This is a genomic window from Streptomyces sp. NPDC002690 (assembly GCF_053592415.1).
Genome location: NZ_JBSFVR010000064.1, coordinates 1 through 20,141, shown reverse-complemented (window position 1 = coordinate 20,141; position 20,141 = coordinate 1). Strand labels below are relative to the sequence as shown.

The 20,141-nt window shown below is 69.8% G+C and carries 16 protein-coding genes and 1 pseudogene; 11 read left to right on the top strand and 6 right to left on the bottom strand.

What is annotated here, in order from left to right; translation table 11 throughout:
• Window positions 1–49: 49 nt before the first annotated feature.
• The 3 genes from ACWD3D_RS11585 to ACWD3D_RS11575 all read right to left on the bottom strand — a co-directional run bounded on the left by ACWD3D_RS11585 (window position 50) and on the right by ACWD3D_RS11575 (window position 3,294).
• A complete protein-coding gene (locus ACWD3D_RS11585; RefSeq protein ID WP_451460691.1) occupies window positions 50–958 on the bottom strand; it encodes a carbohydrate ABC transporter permease in 909 nt (302 codons plus the stop codon).
• Window positions 959–961: 3 nt separating this feature from the next.
• The gene (locus tag ACWD3D_RS11580) at window positions 962–1,846 is read right to left on the bottom strand and encodes a carbohydrate ABC transporter permease (RefSeq protein ID WP_451460690.1); all 885 of its coding nucleotides are present in this window, start codon (window positions 1,844–1,846) and stop codon (window positions 962–964) included.
• A 131-nt stretch (window positions 1,847–1,977) separates the two neighbouring features.
• Window positions 1,978–3,294 (bottom strand): ABC transporter substrate-binding protein, encoded by a 1,317-nt coding sequence (locus tag ACWD3D_RS11575; RefSeq protein WP_451460689.1) that lies wholly within the window; start codon window positions 3,292–3,294, stop codon window positions 1,978–1,980.
• Window positions 3,295–3,582: 288 nt separating this feature from the next.
• On the opposite strand from ACWD3D_RS11575, the gene ACWD3D_RS11570 reads away from it, so the two are divergent.
• Both ACWD3D_RS11570 and ACWD3D_RS11565 read left to right on the top strand, forming a co-directional pair.
• On the top strand, window positions 3,583–4,596 hold the full coding sequence (locus ACWD3D_RS11570; RefSeq protein WP_451460688.1) for a LacI family DNA-binding transcriptional regulator: 1,014 nt from the start codon (window positions 3,583–3,585) through the stop codon (window positions 4,594–4,596).
• A 99-nt stretch (window positions 4,597–4,695) separates the two neighbouring features.
• Window positions 4,696–5,706, top strand: a pseudogene (locus tag ACWD3D_RS11565) (LacI family DNA-binding transcriptional regulator).
• Window positions 5,707–6,007: 301 nt separating this feature from the next.
• Here ACWD3D_RS11565 and ACWD3D_RS11560 read toward each other — a convergent pair.
• Window positions 6,008–6,922: a LysR family transcriptional regulator gene (locus tag ACWD3D_RS11560; protein ID WP_451460687.1), complete on the bottom strand. Its 915-nt coding sequence runs from the start codon at window positions 6,920–6,922 to the stop codon at window positions 6,008–6,010.
• A 127-nt stretch (window positions 6,923–7,049) separates the two neighbouring features.
• On the opposite strand from ACWD3D_RS11560, the gene ACWD3D_RS11555 reads away from it, so the two are divergent.
• From ACWD3D_RS11555 to ACWD3D_RS11515, 9 genes are all read left to right on the top strand, one after another.
• Entirely contained in the window at window positions 7,050–8,051 is a 1,002-nt protein-coding gene (locus ACWD3D_RS11555; RefSeq protein WP_451460686.1) for a fumarylacetoacetate hydrolase family protein, read from the top strand.
• Window positions 8,048–9,010 carry a cyclase family protein gene (locus ACWD3D_RS11550; protein ID WP_451460685.1) on the top strand — a complete coding sequence of 321 codons (963 nt, stop codon included), beginning with the start codon at window positions 8,048–8,050 and terminating at the stop codon, window positions 9,008–9,010. The genes ACWD3D_RS11555 and ACWD3D_RS11550 overlap by 4 nt, the downstream gene beginning before the upstream one ends.
• Before the next feature lie 23 nt (window positions 9,011–9,033).
• Complete coding sequence (locus tag ACWD3D_RS11545; protein ID WP_451460684.1) at window positions 9,034–10,164, top strand: FAD-dependent oxidoreductase; 1,131 nt, start codon at window positions 9,034–9,036, stop codon at window positions 10,162–10,164.
• Complete coding sequence (locus ACWD3D_RS11540) at window positions 10,161–11,159, top strand: amidohydrolase family protein (RefSeq protein ID WP_451460683.1); 999 nt, start codon at window positions 10,161–10,163, stop codon at window positions 11,157–11,159. Before ACWD3D_RS11545 ends, ACWD3D_RS11540 begins: the two co-directional genes overlap by 4 nt.
• Before the next feature lie 39 nt (window positions 11,160–11,198).
• Window positions 11,199–12,137 (top strand): VOC family protein, encoded by a 939-nt coding sequence (locus tag ACWD3D_RS11535; protein WP_451460682.1) that lies wholly within the window; start codon window positions 11,199–11,201, stop codon window positions 12,135–12,137.
• Window positions 12,138–12,370: 233 nt separating this feature from the next.
• Window positions 12,371–13,342 carry a fumarylacetoacetate hydrolase family protein gene (locus ACWD3D_RS11530; protein WP_451460681.1) on the top strand — a complete coding sequence of 324 codons (972 nt, stop codon included), beginning with the start codon at window positions 12,371–12,373 and terminating at the stop codon, window positions 13,340–13,342.
• A gap of 41 nt (window positions 13,343–13,383) precedes the next feature.
• The gene (locus tag ACWD3D_RS11525) at window positions 13,384–14,166 is read left to right on the top strand and encodes an SDR family NAD(P)-dependent oxidoreductase (protein WP_451460680.1); all 783 of its coding nucleotides are present in this window, start codon (window positions 13,384–13,386) and stop codon (window positions 14,164–14,166) included.
• Complete coding sequence (locus tag ACWD3D_RS11520) at window positions 14,163–14,918, top strand: CoA transferase subunit A (protein WP_451460679.1); 756 nt, start codon at window positions 14,163–14,165, stop codon at window positions 14,916–14,918. Before ACWD3D_RS11525 ends, ACWD3D_RS11520 begins: the two co-directional genes overlap by 4 nt.
• Window positions 14,919–14,923: 5 nt before the next feature.
• Window positions 14,924–15,574 carry a CoA transferase subunit B gene (locus ACWD3D_RS11515; protein WP_451460696.1) on the top strand — a complete coding sequence of 217 codons (651 nt, stop codon included), beginning with the start codon at window positions 14,924–14,926 and terminating at the stop codon, window positions 15,572–15,574.
• A gap of 1,509 nt (window positions 15,575–17,083) precedes the next feature.
• On the opposite strand, the gene ACWD3D_RS11510 is transcribed toward ACWD3D_RS11515, so the two are convergent.
• Window positions 17,084–17,752 carry a hypothetical protein gene (locus ACWD3D_RS11510; RefSeq protein WP_451460678.1) on the bottom strand — a complete coding sequence of 223 codons (669 nt, stop codon included), beginning with the start codon at window positions 17,750–17,752 and terminating at the stop codon, window positions 17,084–17,086.
• A 2-nt stretch (window positions 17,753–17,754) separates the two neighbouring features.
• Window positions 17,755–20,141, bottom strand: a 2,387-nt coding sequence (locus tag ACWD3D_RS11505; protein ID WP_451460677.1) for a polymorphic toxin-type HINT domain-containing protein, incomplete at its 5' end; no start/stop codon positions are given.

The following is a 20,141-nucleotide window of genomic DNA, read 5'->3' as shown; positions in this document are numbered from 1 at the left end:
GGAGGGCCTTTCTTGCACGTGCGGGAGCGAGCGCGGTGGTGGGCTGGTATCAGCCCTTGACCGCTCCCGAGGTCAGGCCCTTCATGACCTTCTGGTTGAGGAAGAGGTAGATCAGGAGGGTGCCGAAGACATTGATGCAGATGGCAGCGAACAGGGGGCCGTACTGGGTGGCGCCGAAGTCACCGGTGAAGTTGAGCAGTCCGACCTGGATGGTGCGCAGGTCTTGGTCGTTGGTGAAGGTCAGCGCGATGAGCAGGTCGTTCCAGATGAAGAAGAACTGGACCAGACCGACGGTGAGCAGGGCGTTGCGGACCATGGGAACGCTGATGGTCCAGAAGGCGCGCAGGATGCCGGCGCCGTCGATGGTGGCGGCTTCGAAGAGTTCGCGGGGAACGGCACGGTAGTACGTGGCCATCATGAAGACGGTCAGGGGCAGGCCCGTGCCGGTGTAGGTGAGGATCAGCGGCCACAATGTGCCCGACAGGCCGGTCTGGAAGTAGGCGGTGAACAGAGGCAGGAGGATCATCTGCGGGGGCACCATCATGCCCGCGAGGAAGATCAGCAGCGTGAGACCGCGGCCCTTCCAGACCATGATCTGCAGGGCGAAGCCCGCGGCCGTGCCCAGGAGCAGCATCAGGGCCAGTGCGGGGACGACGGCGAGCAGGCTGTTCTGGATGTACAGGCCGATGTTGCCGGTGGTCCACGCCTCGGAGTAGTTGCCCCATTCCCACGTCGTGGGCAGGCTCCAGGTCGAGTGGTTCAGGTAGTCGTCATTGGTCTTGAGCGACGTGAAGAACATCCAGATCAACGGGTACAGCTCGACGACGAGGAGCAGCGCGACGACGATTTTCACCCAGAGCCGGCTGCCGGCGCGGCCCTTCCGGGCGCGGGCGGTTCGCGGGGACGCGCCCTCGCGTGGGTGCCCGGCGGAGGTCTTCATCGGGGTTTCGACGGCCATGGGTCAGCCCTCCGTGAGGTCACGTCGCGACACGCGGTAGACGACCAGGCTCACCATCAGGCACACCACGGTCAGCAGCAGCGCGACGGTGCTGCCGTAGCCGTAGTCGCCGTAGGTGAACGACGTCTGGAACATGTACAGGGTCAGCGGGCTCGTGCCGGTGCCGGGGCCGCCGTTGGTCAGCGCGACGATGGAGTCGAACGCCTTCAGCGTTCCGTTGATGCTGAAGATCAGTGACGACATCAGCACCGGGAGCGACAGGGGCAGCACGATGTGCCGGACCAGCCTGAGTCCCGTCGCTCCGTCCAGCCGGGCGGATTCGAGGACCTCGTCCGGGATGTCGACCAGACCGGCGAAGAGCAGGACGGCGTAGAAGCCCATGGAGCGCCAGATGTCCATGGCGATCAGCACCCAGAAGGCACTGCCGGCGCTACCGAAGAAGTCGATCGGGTCCAGGCCCACCATGTTCAGCAGGGAGTTGACCGGGCCCGTCTGCGGCGCGACCTGGAAGAACTTCTGGAAGAGCAGGCCGACGGCGACCGTGGGGAGCACCACGGGGAAGAAGACGAGCGTGCGCACGAGGGCCGAGGCGCGCTTGAGGAAGAAGACGTAGAGGAGGGCGAGCAGGTAGCCCGCGACGACCTGGCCGACCGTCACCACGGCGGCGTACTTGAGGGTGAACCAGAGGGCATCCCGTACGGCGTCATCGGTGAACAGGCGCTGGAAGTTGTCCAGTCCGTTGCCGGTGAAGCCGTCGATGGTGTTGCCCCGGGTGAAGGAGTACCCGAGCGACCACACCATCGGGACCAGCATGATCAGGGAGTAGACGAGGAGAGCGGGACCGAGCAGGATCAGAATGGCCCTGCGGTCACCGAGGACGCGGTGCATGGGTGGAGTCCACTTCGTTGCCGTGAGAGAGACCTGTCTGGCAGGACCGGGGGCAGCGCACACGGGGCGCGGGGCGTGCCGGACACTTCGACGACACCCCTCAGGGAGGCATGGTGCGCCGCCCCGGCCGGTCACTCGGCGGTCAGGGCGTCCTGCACGGTCTGCATGAACTTCTGCGGGGTCATGCTGCCGCTGACCAGGGAGGCCGCGTTGGTCTGGCTGACCGTGGTGGCCTTCGTGTTGAACAGCGCTTCGAACCAGAGCACGTTCTGCTTCGACGCACCGATCGTCTCGCGGACCTGGGTGGTGACCGGGTTGGCGTCCTTGACGTCGCCGTTGACCTTGAAGCCGGATATGGCGCCCTGGTCCTTCAGCGCGGTGGCGCCGTAGTTCTTCGCGATGCAGGCCGTCCAGTCACCGGTCTTGGAGTCGAAGGACTTCTTGGCGAGGGTGATTCCCAGGCCGACGTTGGAGGGGTACTGGTCGATCGCGCCCTTGCCGCCGGTGACCGCCGGGAAGGGCATGAACCCCACGTTCTGGGCGCCCACCTTGTTCTGGTCGGCGTCGGCGATGTTGGTCAGGGCCCAGCTCCCCATGTAGAACATGGCGGCCTTGCCGGTCAGGAACTGGTTCATCGCGGTGTCGTAGTCGATGGAGCCCAGCCCTTTGCCGAAGTAGCCCTTCCTGCCCAAGGCCGCGATCTCCTCGGCGCCCTTGACGTACTCGGGGTCGGTGAGCTTGGCCTTGCCGTCGGCGACCTTCTGGAGCGCGTCCGGTCCCAGGCTGCGGTAGAGGTAGTCGCTGATCAGACGGGTCAGGGGCCAGCCCTGCTGACCTGAGGCGGAGAAGGGCTGTACGCCCTTGCTTTCGAGCTTCGCGGAAGCGGCCACCAGGGCGTCCCACGTGGTCGGCTCCTGCAGTCCGTTGTCGGCGAAGATCTTCTTGTTGTAGAAGATGCCTTCGATGTTGTACTCGTACGGCAGGACCGCGAGCTTGCCTCCGTACAGCGCCTTGACCGTGGACACCGCCGCGGGCTCGATCTGGTCCAGGACCCCGAGGCCCTTCAGCTCTGTCTCCAGGTCGGCGACCTTGCCGGATGTGTCGAGCTGGTTCGTCAGGGCGGGAGCGTTGCCGGCGGCGAACTGGACCGGCAGGGCGTCTTGGCCCGCGAGGAGTTGGAGCTTCTGGTCGAGGCTCGCCTGCGGAACCGTCTCCACCTTCAGCGGCAGCGCCTTGTTCTGCGCCTTGCAGGCACCCTCGGAGAGGGTGGTGAGCGCGGTCTTGACCGCGGTGTTCTCGGTGACGCTGAGGTAGCTGAATTCCTTCGGTGCGGACGAGGACCCGGACGCGCTGCCACCGCAGGCGGTGGCGAGCAGGGCGAGGGAGGCCGTGCCGGCGACGACCAGAGCGGGACGCGATCGACGGGTACGGGACATACGAGGGGACACGGAAGACTCCCAAGAAGTATGGAGAGAGGCGAGAGGAAAGGGGCGGCACAGCGGGCGACGGATGGGCCCTGCCGTCCGGACGAACGTGTAGAACGTTCTCTGCTCGGATTGGGCAACACCCTGCACTCCCTTGTCGGTTCCGTCAAGACACGGAGACGTAACACTGCGGTGTTGCGGAAGAAGTCTTGACGACGGAGGGGGGTCGAGGTGTAGACCGTTATACTCACGACTACGAGATCCGGAGCGATCACGATGGACCGGGCTGCGACACCCAGACAGAACAAACGCGTGACCATCACCGATGTCGCCCGACGTGCCGGTGTTTCCACCGCCGCCGTCTCCAAGGTGATGCGGAACGCCTACGGCGTGAGCCCTGCCATGCAGGACAGGGTCAAGGCCGCCATCGCCGAACTCGGATACCGGCCGCACGCTGCGGCGCGCGGCATGCGCGGCCGGACCTACACCATCGGCGTCCTGCTCGACAACGTCCGTAACGCGTTCTTCGCCGACATCCTCGACGGCGTACAGGACGAGCTCCGCCAGAGCGAGTACACCGTGCTCATCGGTGCGGCGGGGTTCGGTCCGGAAGAACAGGCGAAGACCATTCGCTCCATGGTGGATCGTCAGATGGACGGCCTGATCCTGATCGCGCCCGGGACGTCCCGGGACGAGGTGCTGGCGACGGCGGCGTCCGTCCCGACCGTCGTCCTCGGCCATCACGACGGCTCCGACGCCCACGACTCGGTGGTCGACGCCGACGACGTCGGAGCGGGACTCGTCGTCGACCACCTCGTCTCGCTCGGCCATCGCGACATCGCCCTGGTCTCGGCTCCCGGCACCAAGGCCAACCAGTGGAAGCGCACCCCGGAGATCGTGCTGACCGCCGGATACCTCGACGCGATGCGACGGCACGGACTCGCCGAGCGGGCGCAGGTCCTGCACGCCGCGTACTCCGACGAGGGCGGTTTCAAGGCGGGCATGACCCTGCTGACGCAGGACCGCCCCCCGACGGCCGTCATGACCGGAGCCGACGTGGCGGCTCTGGGCATCTATCGGGCCGCCCACGAACTCGGCCTGCGCATCCCCGAGGACCTGTCGCTCGTCGGGTACAACAACACGGCCTTGGCCGCACTGGCGACCATCCAGCTGACCAGCGTCGACCAGGCGGGGCACACCATGGGATCCGCCGCCGCCCGCATGCTCATCGAGCGGGTGGAAGGGCGGCGGGACCGGGCCATGCGGACGACGATGACGCCTCGCCTGGTCACGCGGGGCAGCACGGCGCCCGCGCAGGTCGGTTAGGCCGTGCGCTCCCTTCCCCCCGTGCCCCGGGCGCCGGTCCGCGCGGGCGAAAGGGCGGGGGAGGGCGGGACGCGAGGGGACGGCGCGAGGCGGCGCCGGGTGGGCATCAAGGATGTCGCACGGGAAGCCGGCGTGTCGCTCGGGACCGTCTCGAACGTACTCAACCGCCCGGAGCTGGTGGCCGAGTCCACTCGGACACGTGTACTGGACGTGATCGGCGCGATCGGTTACATCAGGACCGACGGCGCCCGCCAGCTGCACGGCCTCGCGTCGCGTGTCATCGCCGTCGTGACGCCGGGCCCTGCCGACCCGTTCTTCACGGCGATGGCCACCGGAGTCCAGCAGGCCGCGCGAGAGGCGGACCTCGGAGTGATGGTCTGCACCGATGCCCGCGACCCCGACGAGGAGAGACGGCACCTCTCCTTGATCGTCTCGCATCAGGTGCGAGGCGCCGTGCTGCTCTCCGGCGACGGAGTCGACCGGACCGTGGCCGCGTTCCGTCGGCACGCCGTGCCCTTCGTCGTGGCCGACCAGTACGCGCCCGAGGGCGCGGCCTGTTCCGTGGGGAGCGACGACCTCGCCGGAGGCTACGCCGCGGTGCGCCATCTGCTGGAGCTCGGGCATCGCTCCATCGCCTACGTCGGCGGCCCCGACCGGCTCGCCTCGGCGCGGTACAGGCTCGCCGGGGCTCGCAGGGCTGTCGGCGGTGCCGGGCTCGTCGCGGCCTCCCTGCGCGCGTTGTCGTGCCCCGCGCTGACGGTGGAGGCGGGCAGGGACGCCGGGTACCGCATACTCGGCCTGCCGGTCCGGCCGACCGCCGTCTTCTGCGCCGACGACCTGCTCGCACTGGGGATGATGCAGGCTCTCTATCGGGCCGGACTGAGAATCCCGGAGGACGTCGCACTGGTCGGCTACGACGACATCGAGTACGCGGCGTCCGCCGTCGTGCCGCTGACCTAGGTACGTCGGCCGGCCATCGCCATGGGGCGGAAGGCCGGCCGCCTGCTCGTCGAAGACACGGCGCAGGGTTCCGGTCACGAACACGGCCACGTCGTCCTCGGACCCGAACTGGTCGTACGCCGATCCACCTCGGCAGTGCCGACGCGGTGACCTCGGGCGCTCGAGCCGCTCAGGAGCGCGGTGCGGCGGAGAGTGCCGCTCCGCGCGGGCAGGCGGTGCGGCGGGACAGGCACGGCGGCACTCCGGAACACGAGACGGAAAAGTCGCAGCGCCATGGCGACAGACACCTCGGGCGAGGACGTCGCCGCGGGGCGCTGGGATGTGCCACGACTATGGGGTCCGCGCGGGTGCCCTGCCCAGACCTGCCACGATTCGATTCACCGATGCCTGCCATCCACCCCGTGGATGCCTTCGAATCAGGTGTCCGAACCACCCGTCGGGGCAACACCGTTCACTCCGGGGCGTCAGCCATGCGTCGGCCCACCCGGGCAGCCGTCTCACGCAGCCAGATGTGGGCGGCGTCGTGGGTGTGCACCGGGTGCCACCACATCGATTCCCGCAACGGCACCGCCTCGTACGGCGGCTCCAGTACCCGGACGGCCGCGAGAGGGGTGAGCAGCCGGGCGAGGCGGGCCTGGATCAAGGCGATGCGCCGGGTGCCGGCGACGAGCAGCGGCAGCAGCTGAAAGCTGTCCACGGAGACTTCCACGCGCGGTTCGACACCCAGCATCCCGAGCTGGCGCACGGCGGGGGCGTCGTAGGTGCGCTGGTAGGTGACCCAGGGCAGCCGGGCCAGGTCCTGGCGGGTGAGCCGGTCGTCCACGCTCGGGTGGTCGTCCGCCACGAGGAAGACCCAGCTGTCCTCGTAGAGGTCGGTGGCGGGAAACCCGCTGATCACGCCGTGCGGCATGAGCAGACCGTCGGTGGTGCTCAGGAGCGTCGCCGTGTCGTCGACCACGGTGGTCGGTGTCTGGGCGAAGCGCAGACGGACGCCGGGGGCTTCCTCGTGCACGACCCGGGCGAGTTCGGCGCCGAATACGGCGACGGCGTAGTCGGACGCGATCAGTTTGAACTCGCGGCTCTCCGCGGCCGGATCGAAGAACGCCTGGCTGGCGAAGAGACGTTCCAGCACGTCGTAGGCGGTCGAAGTGCGGTCGAGCAGGACCTGTCCGAGGGCGGTGAGTTCGTAGTGGCCGCCGACCCGGGCCAGGAGGTCGTCGTCGAAATGCCGCCGCAGCCGGGACAGCGCAGCGCTCATGGCGGGCTGGCTGAGCCCGACGCGCTGTCCGGCACGTGTGACGTTGCGCTCCTCCAGCAGGGCACGCAGCGCGACCACGAGGTTGAGATCCAGGCGGGACAGATTCACGGGCTTTCTCCCTAAGGGTCGGCGCCCACCAGGCGAAATAAATCTGGTGGATGACAATCATCCACACAATCTATTTCCATGATTCCGGATGGCGGGTTCAGATTAGTCGCACCGCAATCAGGAGGACATGCCCGTGAAACCTGAACCCGCGTCCGCGCTCTTCGCCGGACCGTTCGCCCTCGCCACTCTCTCGGCCCCGGACGGGCCCGCGTTCCCGGCCCTCGTCACTCCCGACGCCCGGGTGCTCGACCTTCGGGCCGCCTTCGGGGACGACCTGTTGGACGTCCGGAGTCTCCTGGAGAGCTGGGAGTCCGCCCTTCCCCGGCTGGAGGAGCTGGCCGCAAGCGCCGTACCGGAGCGGGAGCCGCTGGCGGACTTCCGGGTGCATGCCCCCGTCGACCCGCGCCAGGTCTTCCAGTCCGGCGCGAACTACCGGCAGCACGTCATCGACCTGCACGTCGCACACCGGGCCTCGGACGACGACCGCTCCGAGGAGGAGCGGCGGGCGGAGGCGGCGGAGATCATGGACCGGCGGGCGACGGAGGACCTGCCGTACGTGTTCATCGGCCTGCCGAGCGCGATCACCGGGCCTTACGACGACGTCACGCTCCCCGCGTGGGCCCGGAAGCCCGACTGGGAACTGGAGTTGGCCGCCGTGATCGGCCGGCCCGCCTACCAGGTGCCGGTCGAGGACGCACTCGGCCACGTCGCCGGATACACGATCGCCAACGACCTCACCGACCGCGCGACCGTGTTCCGCCGGGACATGCCGCAGATCGGCACGGACTGGCTGCGCAGCAAGAACGCGCCCGGGTTCACCCCGCTCGGTCCCTGGATCGTGCCCGCCGGGTCGGTCGCGGACCCGGGCGATCTTCAGGTGACGCTGAAGCTGAACGGCGAGACCATGCAGGACGAGTCGACCAAGGACATGATCTTCGATGTCGCGCGGGTCGTGTCCTACGTGTCGCAGACCGCGCGCCTGCTGCCCGGCGACCTCGTGCTGACCGGCAGCCCCGCCGGCAACGGTATGCACTGGGGCCGGCTGCTCCGTGACGGAGACGTGATGGAAGGCTCGGTCACCGGTCTCGGCGTCCAGCGCACCCGCTGTGTCGGCCCGGAGGCGTCATGACTCTCGACCGCACCGACCCCGAGGGATCCATCGCCGAGGCCGCCGAGACGTACTCCAACTGGGGGCGCTGGGGCGCGGACGACGTACTCGGCACCCTCAACTTCCTCGACGCGGCCAAGCGCCGGGAGGGCGCCGCGCTCGTCCGGCGGGGCGTCAGCTTCTCCCTCTCACAGAGCTTCGACATGGACGGCCCGCAGAAGGGCTGGCGACGGCGCACCAACCCCGTGCACACCATGCTCGACACCGGCACCGACGCCGTCGTCACCGGGCAGGGGTTCCCGCACGGCCTCGGCGGAGCCGACGACGTGATCGCGATGCCGCTGCAGTGCTCCACCCAGTGGGACGGGCTCGGGCACATCTTCGACCACGGCAAGGCGTGGAACGGGCGGCCGGCGGATCAGGTCGTCACCTCCGAGGGCGACTTGGTCACCGGCATCGAGCACATGGCACCGCACGTCGCGGGTCGCGGGGTGCTGCTGGACGTCGGCCGCGTGATCGGCGAGGACGGGGGGTTGCCCGACGGATTCGCCGTCACCGAGGAGCATTTGGCCGCCACGGCCGAAGCCCACCAGGTCGCCGTGGGGCGCGGCGACATCGTGCTGGTGCGGACCGGCCAGCTCGCCCGGGTCCGCCGGGACGGCTGGGGCGAGTACGCCGGCGGCCCGGCCCCCGGCCTGTCCTTCACCGCGGCGGGGTGGCTGCACGGCACGGAGATCGCCGCGATCGCCACCGACACCTGGGGCTTCGAAGTGCGGCCCAACGAGTTCGACCACGCCTTCCAGCCGCTGCACCAGGTCGCCATCCCCAACATCGGCCTGCTGATCGGCGAGATGTGGGACCTCGACGCTCTCGCCGACGACTGCGCGGAGGACGGGGTGTACGAGTTCTTCCTCACCGCCGCGCCGCTGCGCATCACCGGGGCGGTCGGCAGCCCGGTGAACCCGATCGCCGTCAAGTAATCAGAGGAACAAGGGAGTTCCCCATGAGCACACCCCGTACGGTCCTGGTGATCGGCGGTGGGGCGGCGGGCAACGCCGTCACCGTCCTGCTGCGCCGGGCCGGCATCGAAGTCGACTTGGTCGAGGCGAAGGACGACTGGAACGCGACCGCGGGTTCCGGCATCACCCTCCAAGGCAACGCCTTGCGCGTGCTGCGCGAACTCGGCGTCTGGGAGCGGGTGGAGGCGTCAGGTTACGGCTTCGGCTCGGTCGGCATCACCGCACCCGACGGCACGGTCCTGCACGCCCAGGAGGACATCCGCAGCGGAGGCGACGACCTGCCGGCCACCGTCGGCATGCAGCGACCCCAGTTGCAGCGGATCCTGATCGACGCCGTCCGTGAGAGCGGTGCCCGGGTGCGCCTGGGTGTCCGGGCCACCGCCCTGGAGCAGGAAGCCGATGGAGTCACCGCACGCTTCTCGGACGGTACCGAGAGCCGCTACGACCTGGTGATCGCCGCGGACGGCCTCGGCTCCACCACCCGCGCCGCCGTCGGGATCACCGAGAAGCCAGAACCGACCGGTATGGCCATCTGGCGCGTGGCCGCCCCGCGTCCGTCGGGTCTGACCCGCACCGACCTCGCCTACGGTGGCCCGGCCCACATCGCCGGTTACTGTCCCACCAGCGAGACGACCCTCTACGCCTACGTGGTCGAGGCGAACCGCGACCGGGCCTCGATCCCGCCGGATTCGTACGCGGACGAGATGCGCCGCCTCACCTCCGCCTACGGCGGCTTCTGGCCGGAGATCACCGAGTCGATCACCGACCCGGCACAGGTCAACTACACCTGGTTCGACGAGCTGCTGGTCGAAGGCTCCTGGCACCGGGGGCGCGTCGTCCTGGTCGGTGACGCCGCGCACTGCTGCCCGCCCACCCTGGCGCAGGGTGCTGCCCTGTCGCTGGAGGACGCCCTCGTGCTGGCGCAGATGCTGACCGGGACCGAGCTCTGGGACGACGCGCTGTTCCAGGCGTACTACGAACGCCGCATCGCCCGGGTCCGGCCCGTCGTGGAGGCGTCCGTACGGATCGGGCAGTGGCAGCTCGACGGGGTGCGGGACGCGGACGTTCCCGGCCTGATGGGCCGCACCATGACGATGCTCCGGGAGATCCCGTGACCACCCCGACCGTCGACGTGCACGCCCACGTCCTGCTGCCCGAGGTCGAGGCGCTCGTGGCGGGGCTGCCGGGACTGGCGGAGGCCAAGGAGCTGGACGCCCGCCGCAACGGCCCCGAGGCGCTCGCCGTCAGCGGCCCCATGGTCGGCGCCCGCATCCCGAAACTGACCGACGTCTCGGTACGTCTGGCGGCGATGGACGCGCAGGGCGTGGACGTCCAACTGGTCAGCCCCTCCCCGTCGCAGTACCACTACTGGGCCGACAAGGACACGGCGGAGAAGGTGTACCGGCTCGCCGGCGAAGCCACCGCCGCTCACTGCGCGGCTGCACCGGACCGGTTGCGGGGCCTCGGACTCGTACCCCTCCAGCACCCCGGCCTCATGGTGCCCGCCCTCGAACACGCCCTGCGACAGGGCCTGGTGGGGGTGGAGCTGTCCAGTCACGCCCCGGGGCGTGAGTTGTCCGACCCGGCCTACGAGCCGTTCTGGGACAAGGCGGAGGAGACCGGAGCGATTCTCTTCCTGCATCCGTTCGGGTGCACGCTCGACGAGCGCCTGGACCAGTGGTACCTGTCCAACACGGTCGGCCAGCCCACCGAGAACGCCGTGGCGCTCTCGCACCTCATCTTCTCCGGAGTGCTCGACCGCCATCCCGCGCTGAAGCTGATCGCCGCGCACGGCGGCGGCTACCTGCCCACCCACATCGGCCGCTCCGACCACGCCTGGTCCGCGCGCGCCGACGCGGGTTCCGGATGCGCCCACCCGCCGAGCAGCTACCTGAAGCGGATCCACTTCGACTCGCTCGTGCACGACCCCCACGTACTGCGGGAGTTGATCCGCGTCGCGGGAGCCGACCGGGTACTGCTCGGCTCCGACTTCCCCTTCGACATGGGCACCGACGATCCGGTCGCCGCCCTGCGCACCGCCGGCCTGTCCGAGGCCGACTTCGACTCCGTACGCGGTGGAAACGCCGCTGCCCTGCTGCGTCACGCCTGACCCGCCGCGTCTGCCCGACCTCAACGAGGAGGAAGCACCATGAACGGACGTCTGCTCACCCATCTGCGCCACGTGGACCTGGCGGTGCCGGACTACGAGAAGCAACTCGACTTCTACGCCGGGGTCTGGGGTCTCACCAAGGTATCCGAGGACTCCGGGATCTCCTTCCTGGCCGCCGAGGGCTCACCCGAGAACTACGTCGTACGGCTGCGCAAGGCCGAGGAGAAGCGCCTCGACCTCGTCTCCTACGGTGCGGCCGACGCGGCCGGTGTCGACACACTCGCCGAGCGACTCCTCGCGGGCGGGGTGCAGTTGATATCCCGGCCCGGGAAGGTGGACACGCCCGGTGGCGGCTACGGCTTCCGCTTCTTCGACGTGGACGGCCGCACCATCGAGGTCTCCGCCGACGTCGAGGTCCGCCGGCACCGCAAGATCGAGGAGAAGGAGGCCATTCCGGTCAAGCTCTCCCACGTGGTCCTCAACTCCCCCGACCTGAACCGCACTCGGGAGTGGTACGAACGCCACCTCGGCTTCGCCCTCTCCGACACCCTGAGCTCCCCGCACATGGGCGAGGTCATGCACTTCATGCGGATCAGCAACCAGCACCACTCCATGGCCATCGCCCAGGGCCCGCACACCGCCCTGCACCACGTCTCCTTCGAGATGCGCGGCATCGACGAGTACATGCGCGGCTCCGGCCGCGTCATGCGGGCCGGTTTCAAGAAGGTCTGGGGTCCCGGCCGGCACATGGCCGGCGACAACACCTTCACGTACTTCCTCGACCCGCACGGCAACACCGTCGAGTACACCACCGAGCTGGAGAACCTCGACGAGGACACCTGGCACCCCCACGTCTACGACTTCTCGCAGCCCGAGATCACCGACCAGTGGGGCACCGCCAACGCCATGAACGAGATCGTCGCCAAGGAGTCCTTCAACGACCCCGACCGCGGCGTCTTCGTCGCCCCGCCGGTCTGAGGAAGCGCCCGGCGGATCACGGCGAGGTTCCGTGCGGCTGCCGGGCCCGAACCCGGCTGCCGGGCCCGGCCGAGATGCCGGGCCCCCGACCCTGATCCGTCAGCCCCCGTCCGACCTCGATCCGCGCCCGGCCCCTCGACCGGGGCGGGTTGCCGCCGCCTGGGCGGGCAACCGGAGACGCGACCCCGTTGCCCGCCCACCGCCCCTTCTCGCCCTCCCCCCAGGAGCCGCACATGCGTTTCGCCGCCTACGAGCATCAACGCCGTCACCGCGTAGCCGTCGTGGAGGAGGACGGCACGCTCTTTCCCCTGCCCGGTGTCACCTCTCTCACCACCCTCCTCCGGGAGACGGACGGGCTGCCGGGTCTGCTCGCCGCCGGTGCGGCGTCGCTCGACGTCCCACCCGGTCCCCACGTCTCCCAAGTGCGGCTGCTCCCTCCCCTGCAGCCCGCCTCCGTACGCGACTTCGTGACCTTCGAAGAGCACGTGGAGGGCGTACGCCGCGCCGTCGACGGCGTCGCGGGGGTTCCCGAGCAGTGGTACGCGGCGCCGACCTTCTACTTCACCAACCCGCACGCGGTCTACGGTCCGCACGACGAAGTCCCGATGCCGCCCGGCTCGGCCGCGCTCGACTTCGAGCTGGAGGTGGGCGCCGTCATCGGCCGGGAAGGACGCGACCTCACCCCCGAGCAGGCACGGGACCACATCGTCGGCTACACCGTCTTCAACGACTGGTCCGCGCGCGACCTGCAGTCCGCGGAGATGAAGGTCGGCCTCGGTCCCTGCAAGGGCAAGGACACCGCCACGACGCTCGGCCCGTACCTGGTCACCGCCGACGAGCTGGAACCGTACCGGGACCCCGAGGGCCTGCTGCGCCTCGCGCTCACGGCGGAGGTCAACGGCGAGGTGATCGGCAGGGACCTGCTGTCCCACATGAGCTGGACCTTCGAAGAGATGACCGCCTACGCCTCACGGGGCACCCGAGTCGTACCCGGCGACGTACTCGGCTCAGGAACCTGCGGCAATGGCGGCTGCCTCGCCGAACTCTGGGGGCCGCGCGGCGAGCAGACCCCGCCGCCGCTCGGCCCCGGCGACACCGTGAGCCTCACCGTCGAAGCCATCGGCACCCTGACCAGTACCGTCGTGGCCGGTGTGCAGCCCGTACCGCTGCCGGCCGGCCGACGCCACGGACGGGAGCGGCCGTGAACGGGACCCACGGGCACAGGCTCCGGGGCAGAGTTGTCGTCGTGACGGGCGCCGCGCGAGGCCAAGGTGCCGCCGAGGCCGAGGCGCTCGCCCGGGAGGGTGCGCACGTCGTCGCCACCGACGTCGAATCCGCGAACGGCTGCCGCCGCCTGGACGTCACCGCCGAGAGCGACTGGGCCGAACTGGCCGCCGAACTCCGCGAGACGTACGGCCAGGTGAACGGTCTGGTCAACAACGCGGGCATCACGTGGCGTGCCAGAATCGGCGACGTACGCCCCGAGGACATGGCGCGGGTCCACGCCGTGAACGTCACCGGCCCGCTGCTCGGCATCCAGCACCTCGCGCCGCTCATGCCCGCCGGCTCCTCCATCGTGAACGTCGGTTCCTCCGCGGCCCTCACCGCCCACTACCCGGTCGCCTACACGACCAGCAAGTGGGCGCTGCGCGGCCTGTCGAAAACGGCGGCCCTGGAACTCGGACCGCGCGGCATCCGCGTCAACACCGTCCACCCGGGCTACATCGAAACCGGGATGACCTCTTCGGCCGCCCCCGCCTTCCGGGAGGCCAACATCCGCGAGACACCGCTCGGCCGCACCGGAACGGTCGAGGAGATCGCCCCACTGGTCGTCTTCCTGCTGTCGTCGGAGGCGTCGTTCATCAGCGGTGCCGAGATCGCCGTGGACGGCGGCCTGACCGCGCACGGCGGCGTCAAGTCCGTCTCCGACGCGCTGCTGCCGGCGAGCGGCACCGGGACGGGTACATCCCGGTCCGGCGCAGGCGCCCGATCCGGCCCGCTGTCCCCGCCCGAAAGGAAACCGCAGTGAACAAGGTGCGCGTCAGCGCGGCCGAGGCCGTCGCCGACATACCGGACGGCGCCTCGCTCGCCGTCGGCGGCTTCGGTCTCTCCGGCGTGCCGGCCGTCCTCATCGACGCCCTGCACGCCCAGGGCGCGACCGGGCTCCATGTGGTGTCCAACAACTGCGGGGTGGACGGCCGCGGTCTCGGCGTACTGCTGGCCGCCGGCCGCGTCCACCGCGTCACCGGCTCCTACGTCGGGGAGAACAAGGAATTCGCCCGGCAGTACCTCTCCGGCGAACTCGAGGTGGAGCTGACCCCGCAGGGCACGCTCGCCGAGCGGCTGCGCGCGGGCGGCGCGGGCATCCCCGCCTTCTACACCCCCGCCGGTGTCGGCACCCAGGTGGCCGAGGGCGGGCTGCCGTGGCGGTACGCCCCCGACAAGACGGTCGCGCTCGCCTCCCCGCCCAAGGAGATCCGGGAGTTCCGGGGGCGCTCGTACGTGTTGGAGCACGGCATCACCACCGACTTCGCCCTCGTGCGCGCCTGGCGCGGTGACCGGCACGGCAACCTCGTGTTCCGTCGCGCGGCCGCGAATTTCAACCCGCTCGCCGCGATGGCCGGCCGCGTCACCGTCGCCGAGGTGGAAGAGCTCGTGGAACCCGGCGAACTGCACCCCGACGAGGTGCACCTGCCCGGCATCTACGTACAGCGCGTGGTGGAGCTGACCCTGGCCGAGGCCGCCGACAAGCAGATCGAGAAGAGGACCGTACGCGCATGACCACCCTGGGCTGGACCCGCGAGCAGATGGCCGCTCGCGCCGCCGCCGAACTCACCGACGGCTCCTATGTCAACCTGGGCATCGGCCTGCCCACCCTGATCCCCAACCATGTCCGGCGCGGGACGCACGTCGTGCTCCACTCCGAGAACGGCATCCTCGGGACCGGCCCCTACCCGGCCGACGGGGAGGTCGACCCGGACCTGATCAACGCCGGCAAGGAGACGGTCACCGTCCTGCCCGGAGCGAGCTTCTTCGACTCCGCGCTCTCCTTCGGCATGATCCGCGGGGGCCACGTCGACATCGCCGTCCTCGGCGCCATGCAGGTGTCCTCCCGAGGAGACCTCGCCAACTGGATGATCCCCGGAAAGATGGTGAAGGGGATGGGCGGCGCCATGGACCTCGTCCACGGCGCCCGCCGGGTCGTCGTCCTGATGGAACACACCGCCAAGGACGGCACACCGAAGATCCTCGACGAGTGCACCCTGCCGCTGACCGGCCGGAGATGCGTGCACCGGATCATCACCGACCTCGGCGTCCTCGACGTGACCACCGAGGGCCTCGCCCTCGTCGAAACGGCCCCGGGGGTATCCGTCGAAGACATCGAGGCGCGCACGGGCGCCACCCTGCGCCCGGACAGCGTCACCGCCGCCTGCTGACCACGTACCCGAGCCAGCGGCAGCAGCGGCTCGCGGTATGCGAACCGCCCTTTCGCGACGGGTTGCCGTTGCCGCCCCGCTGGTAGGGCGGCTCACCTCCGCTCGCGCGGAGAGGACCCTTTTTGACCTGGGGCGTTAGATGGGATTTGCCATTTCTTGACTTTCTCTGTTGAAGGCGATGAGGGTGAGTCCGTGGAAGTCGAGAGGTTCGCCGTGGTGGGTGCCTGCGGTCGCGAGTCGGAAGCTTTGCTCATTGTCGGAGGGCGGTGCTGCCGCCGTGGGTGCTGGCGGCGACGGTGTCGACTTGGAGCTCGGGTCAGTTCCCCGGGGTCGCCGCATTGAACTTGAGCATGAACACAGAGATAGCACCACCCGCTGACAATCGCCTCAAACGGCCCAACGATGTGAGGGGTGAGCTCTATGCTGCCGCGTAACGACAGTGGGGGCGACGAATATGTGCGGCGAAGTTCGGCAAAGGAATTGCAAAGCCGTCAGGTAAGGGCAGGTCGCGAAGGGTGCTCTCCGCGCGAGCGGAGGTGAACCGCCCGCTCCCGGACCGGCCCCCACCCGGTCCGGGTGCTCTCCGCGCGAGCGGAGGTGAACCGGTCCACCGCGCAGCCGCACGCCGCCACAGCACGTGCTCTCCGCGCGAGCGGAGGTGAACCTCCACGTGTTGACGAGCTGGACCAGGTCCTCGCGTGCTCTCCGCTCGAGCGGAGGTGAACCGCTGCGCTGGGGCCTGACCGTCGACGGCGCCGAGTGCTCTCCGCCGAGGCCATTCGCGCGGCGGCCGCCAAGGGTGGACTGGCCCCGCGGAGCTGAAGGCGGACTTGCCGCTGCTGCCGGACGCTCCGGGAATCCCGGAGGCCTCCGCGCTGGCGCTGAGGCTGCCCCGGCTGGTTGGCGCCGGCATCGTCGGGGGTGAGGAAGTACGGCGGCAAGATCAAGAAAGTGCTGAGGTTTCACCGCCGACAGCGTCGACGTCAGGGACCTGTGCCGGTTGGCGACCGGTCCGGACGGCACCACACGGGCCGCGTTCCGTCGGAGGCTGATCCACGTCGGCCATCAGCGACGGACGGAACGGTGACCATGTACACGGAGGAGCGGAAGGGCAACCCCTTCGGCAGAGTTCCGGCCACCTGCAGCCCGGAGTCCCTCCGCCGCTGAACGTCCCGCTCGCGTTCCGCACCGGCGTACGGGTCGACCGAGTCGACCAGGTCGGCGCACGGCCAAGGTGCCCGCACGGCACGACTCTTCACCGAAGGCGCAGGCCGACCGGTGATCAGGGGCCGTCCGGGGGCTGGGGCGTGTGTGGTGAAAGTCCCGCCTGTCCGGCGGCGCCTGGCACGCACGCTCGCCGCGTTGTCGGGATCACCCCGATACATGCGGTATCGGGGCGACCCTCCGCCTTGCGATCGCACGCACCGGACTCCGCCGGACCCGCCCTCCGGGCGGACGGCGCCACCTTCACCACACGACTGGTTCTTCGAGCCCCCGGACGGCTCCGGTTCATCCCCGGACGAGGTCCTGGACGACCAGCCCCTCCGGGTACCCGAACCGCTCGCCCAGAGCGACGAAAGCGGAGCGGGCTCCGGGGCCGACCGGCACTGCGTAGGCCTTGAGAGCCCGCAGGAACAAGCGGTAACCGAGGTCGGCGCAGACCTCGGTCACTACCCGCTCCAGCGCCGGGACGACGTCTCCCACGGGCAGCACGTCGTACATCCTTCCCGCCACGTCGGCCAGGGCCAGATCCACGCCGACGGTGCCGACGGCGTGGAGTACGGCGGCGCGGGAGGCGTCGTCCGTCACCGGGTCCGCCGTCGGGCTGACGAAGCCGGGGGAGTCCCGGTGTTCCTCGGCCAGCCAGGCGGCCTCGACCCTGTCGAGCCAGGTACGGACGCCGATACCTTCCTTGAACGGATCGAACGCGTGGTCCGTGGACGCGATCCAGGCGGTACGGATCACCTCCTCCGGGATGTCCGACTCCCGCAGGCGTCGGACGTCACGCCCCAGTTGCAGGGACGACGCCCCCCGGAGTTCGGTGACCGACCGCCCGGCGACCAGGACCATGGCGGAGACCGGGCCTCGCTCGATCAGGCAGTCCAATTCGTGCGGCGGCAGGTCCTCCATGGCGTCGCACTGTTCCGCCAGCCAGGTCAGCCCGATCTCCTCGGTCATGCTCAGTCCTTCAGATAGGCGGTGTAGACGACGTACTTGCTGGGCTTGTGCGCCTTGCCGACGTATTTGAGCTGGACGACCACCGTAGTGCCGGCCGGTCCGCCCTGGACGCCGTTCTTCACCCACTTCTTCCCGAGCGAGCTGCCCATGCCGCGGATGTCCCACTCGATGGTCTTCAGGTCACGGGTCGAGACGAAAGGCAGCTTCTTCCCGATCCGCTGTGCCTGCTTGGTCTTCCACGCCTCCAGCTCCGCCGCCTTGCCGGGCTGCTGCATCCACTCCCTCATGGCCTTGTCCACCGCCTCGGCCGCGGTCGCCTGATCGGTCCACCGGGTCGCGACGCCGCCCTTGGCAGCGTCGGCCTTGGCGGCCATCTGGGAGTCGGTCTTGTTGACGTGGTCGCCGATGGTATGAGCCCCCTCATAGCCCTCGTCCGAGATGATGTCGGTGCAGTTGTGGACCAGGACGTTCTGCGGCCGGGTGCCTCGGGTTCCGACGTAGAACGTGTGCACCTCGTCGACCGTGAGGTCGTAGACCTCGGTCGGCGTCAGCCCGTCCCGGTCGCGAAGGCCGCTCACCCGGTGCAGTGCGCCGTCCGGGGTGCGCAGGCGGTCGCCGGTACGCAGGTCCGACACGAACGTCCAGCCGCGCCCCTCCACGTGGAACCGGTGGCCGGCCGTGCTGGTCAGTACCGCGCCGTCGACCGTGATGTCGACCAGGCGCGTGGTGTCGTGGCGGAAGGTGTCGGTCACCGGCTCGGAGGTGGAGAGCCCGGTCGACGGGTCGGTGGCCAGAACCCTTTCGCCCCGGCGCACGTCGCGGATCGCCTTGAGCGAGCCGTCCGCCATGAGGACCCGGGTGTCTCCCGGGAAGCTGTTCCGCCGGCAGAGCGAAACCACGTCCTCGTAGCCGTTGACCGTGTTTTCGAGACGGGCGACCGTCGCCGGGTTGATGCCGTCCAGCGCCTTCAGCGCGACGAACGCCTCCCGGACGCCGACACCGGTCTTCATGGCCGCGTCGAGGGCCCGGATGCCCTCGACGACCTTCCCCAGCGCCTTGCCGGGGATGAAGTTGGACGCCGCCCAGGCGCAGCCGCTGATGCTGCCGTGCCAGCAGTCGACGAAGTCCTGGACGAGGATCGCCTTGCCCACCGCCAGGTAGGTCTGGAGCAGGCCCTTGAGGATGTCCATCTGCGTGAAGGTCTTGGTGACGTCCTTCTTCAGGCCCGTGAAGGGTTCCGTGCCCAGGTGCTGGGTGTCGGACGCCGGGCATCCCGAAGCCGTCGCGGGGACGGCGTCGTTGACGCACAGATAGAAGTCGACCATCACGTCGAACGTGTAGGTGAAGGTGACCGTGCAACTCGTGCCGAAGCCAGGCGGAATCTCGCAGGGCTTGTCCTGCTTGGTGTCGGTGACCTTGACACTGTCCTCGTCGACGACGAAGAAGGTGCCGCCGATCCCGGTGCCCGCGCCCGTGCTGACCTGCTGGTTGGCTTCCTTGCGCTCGGCGGACTCCGCCGCTTCCTGGGCCGACTCCGCGTACGACTGCGCGTCCTTCGCGGCCTCCTCGGCCGCAGTGGCGGCTTCGTCGGCCCGGCTCGCCGCGGCCCGAGCGGCCTCGGCGGCCTCGGTCGCCTCCGCGGCCGCGGCGCGTGCCGCACTCGCGTCGAGAGCCGCCTGGTCGGCGGAGTCGCGCGCCTGTGTCGCGTACCCCTCGGCGTGTCCCGCCGCCTTGCCGGCGGCCTCCGCGTCCGCTGTGGCCTGGCGGTCCCATTCGATGGTGCGCGCCAGCGACGCCTGCGCCTTCGCCGCGGCGGTGGCGGCGTCGGCCGCGTAGCCGAGGGCCTCCTTCGCGTAGCCGCGGGCGACCGCGGCGTAGTTCGCGGCGTTGGCCGCGTGCTGGTAGGCGGCCTTGGCGTCGCCCTGTGCCTGGTCGGCGATGACCTTGGCGGCCGCCGCCTCCTCCGCGGCGTTCTGGGCGTGCGCGTCGGCGACCGCCTTCTGCTGTTCCGCGATCGTCTTGGACGCCTGTCCGCTCAGCACGACGAGGCCGGCGGCGGAGTCCTTGGTGACGTAGGGCGAGCCGAGCTGGATCGCGTCGTTGGCCGGCGCCGCGACCTGTGCGGCCGCGTTCCCGGCGTCCACCGCGGCCTGGGCGGTGACATGGGCGAAGCCCGCCGCCTTCGCCGAGGCGACCGTGGCCTTGTCCGCCTCCACCCTGGCCACGTCCGCGTGGGACTTGGCCTCCTTCGCGCGGAGTTCGGCCTCGTCGGCCATCTCGACGGCGAGGTTCGCCTCGGCCGCCGCGTGCTCCGACGCGACGATGGCCTCGGCCGCCGCGCTCGTCGCGGTGCGGACCGCGGCGTCGGCCTTCAGCTTCGCCGCCTGCG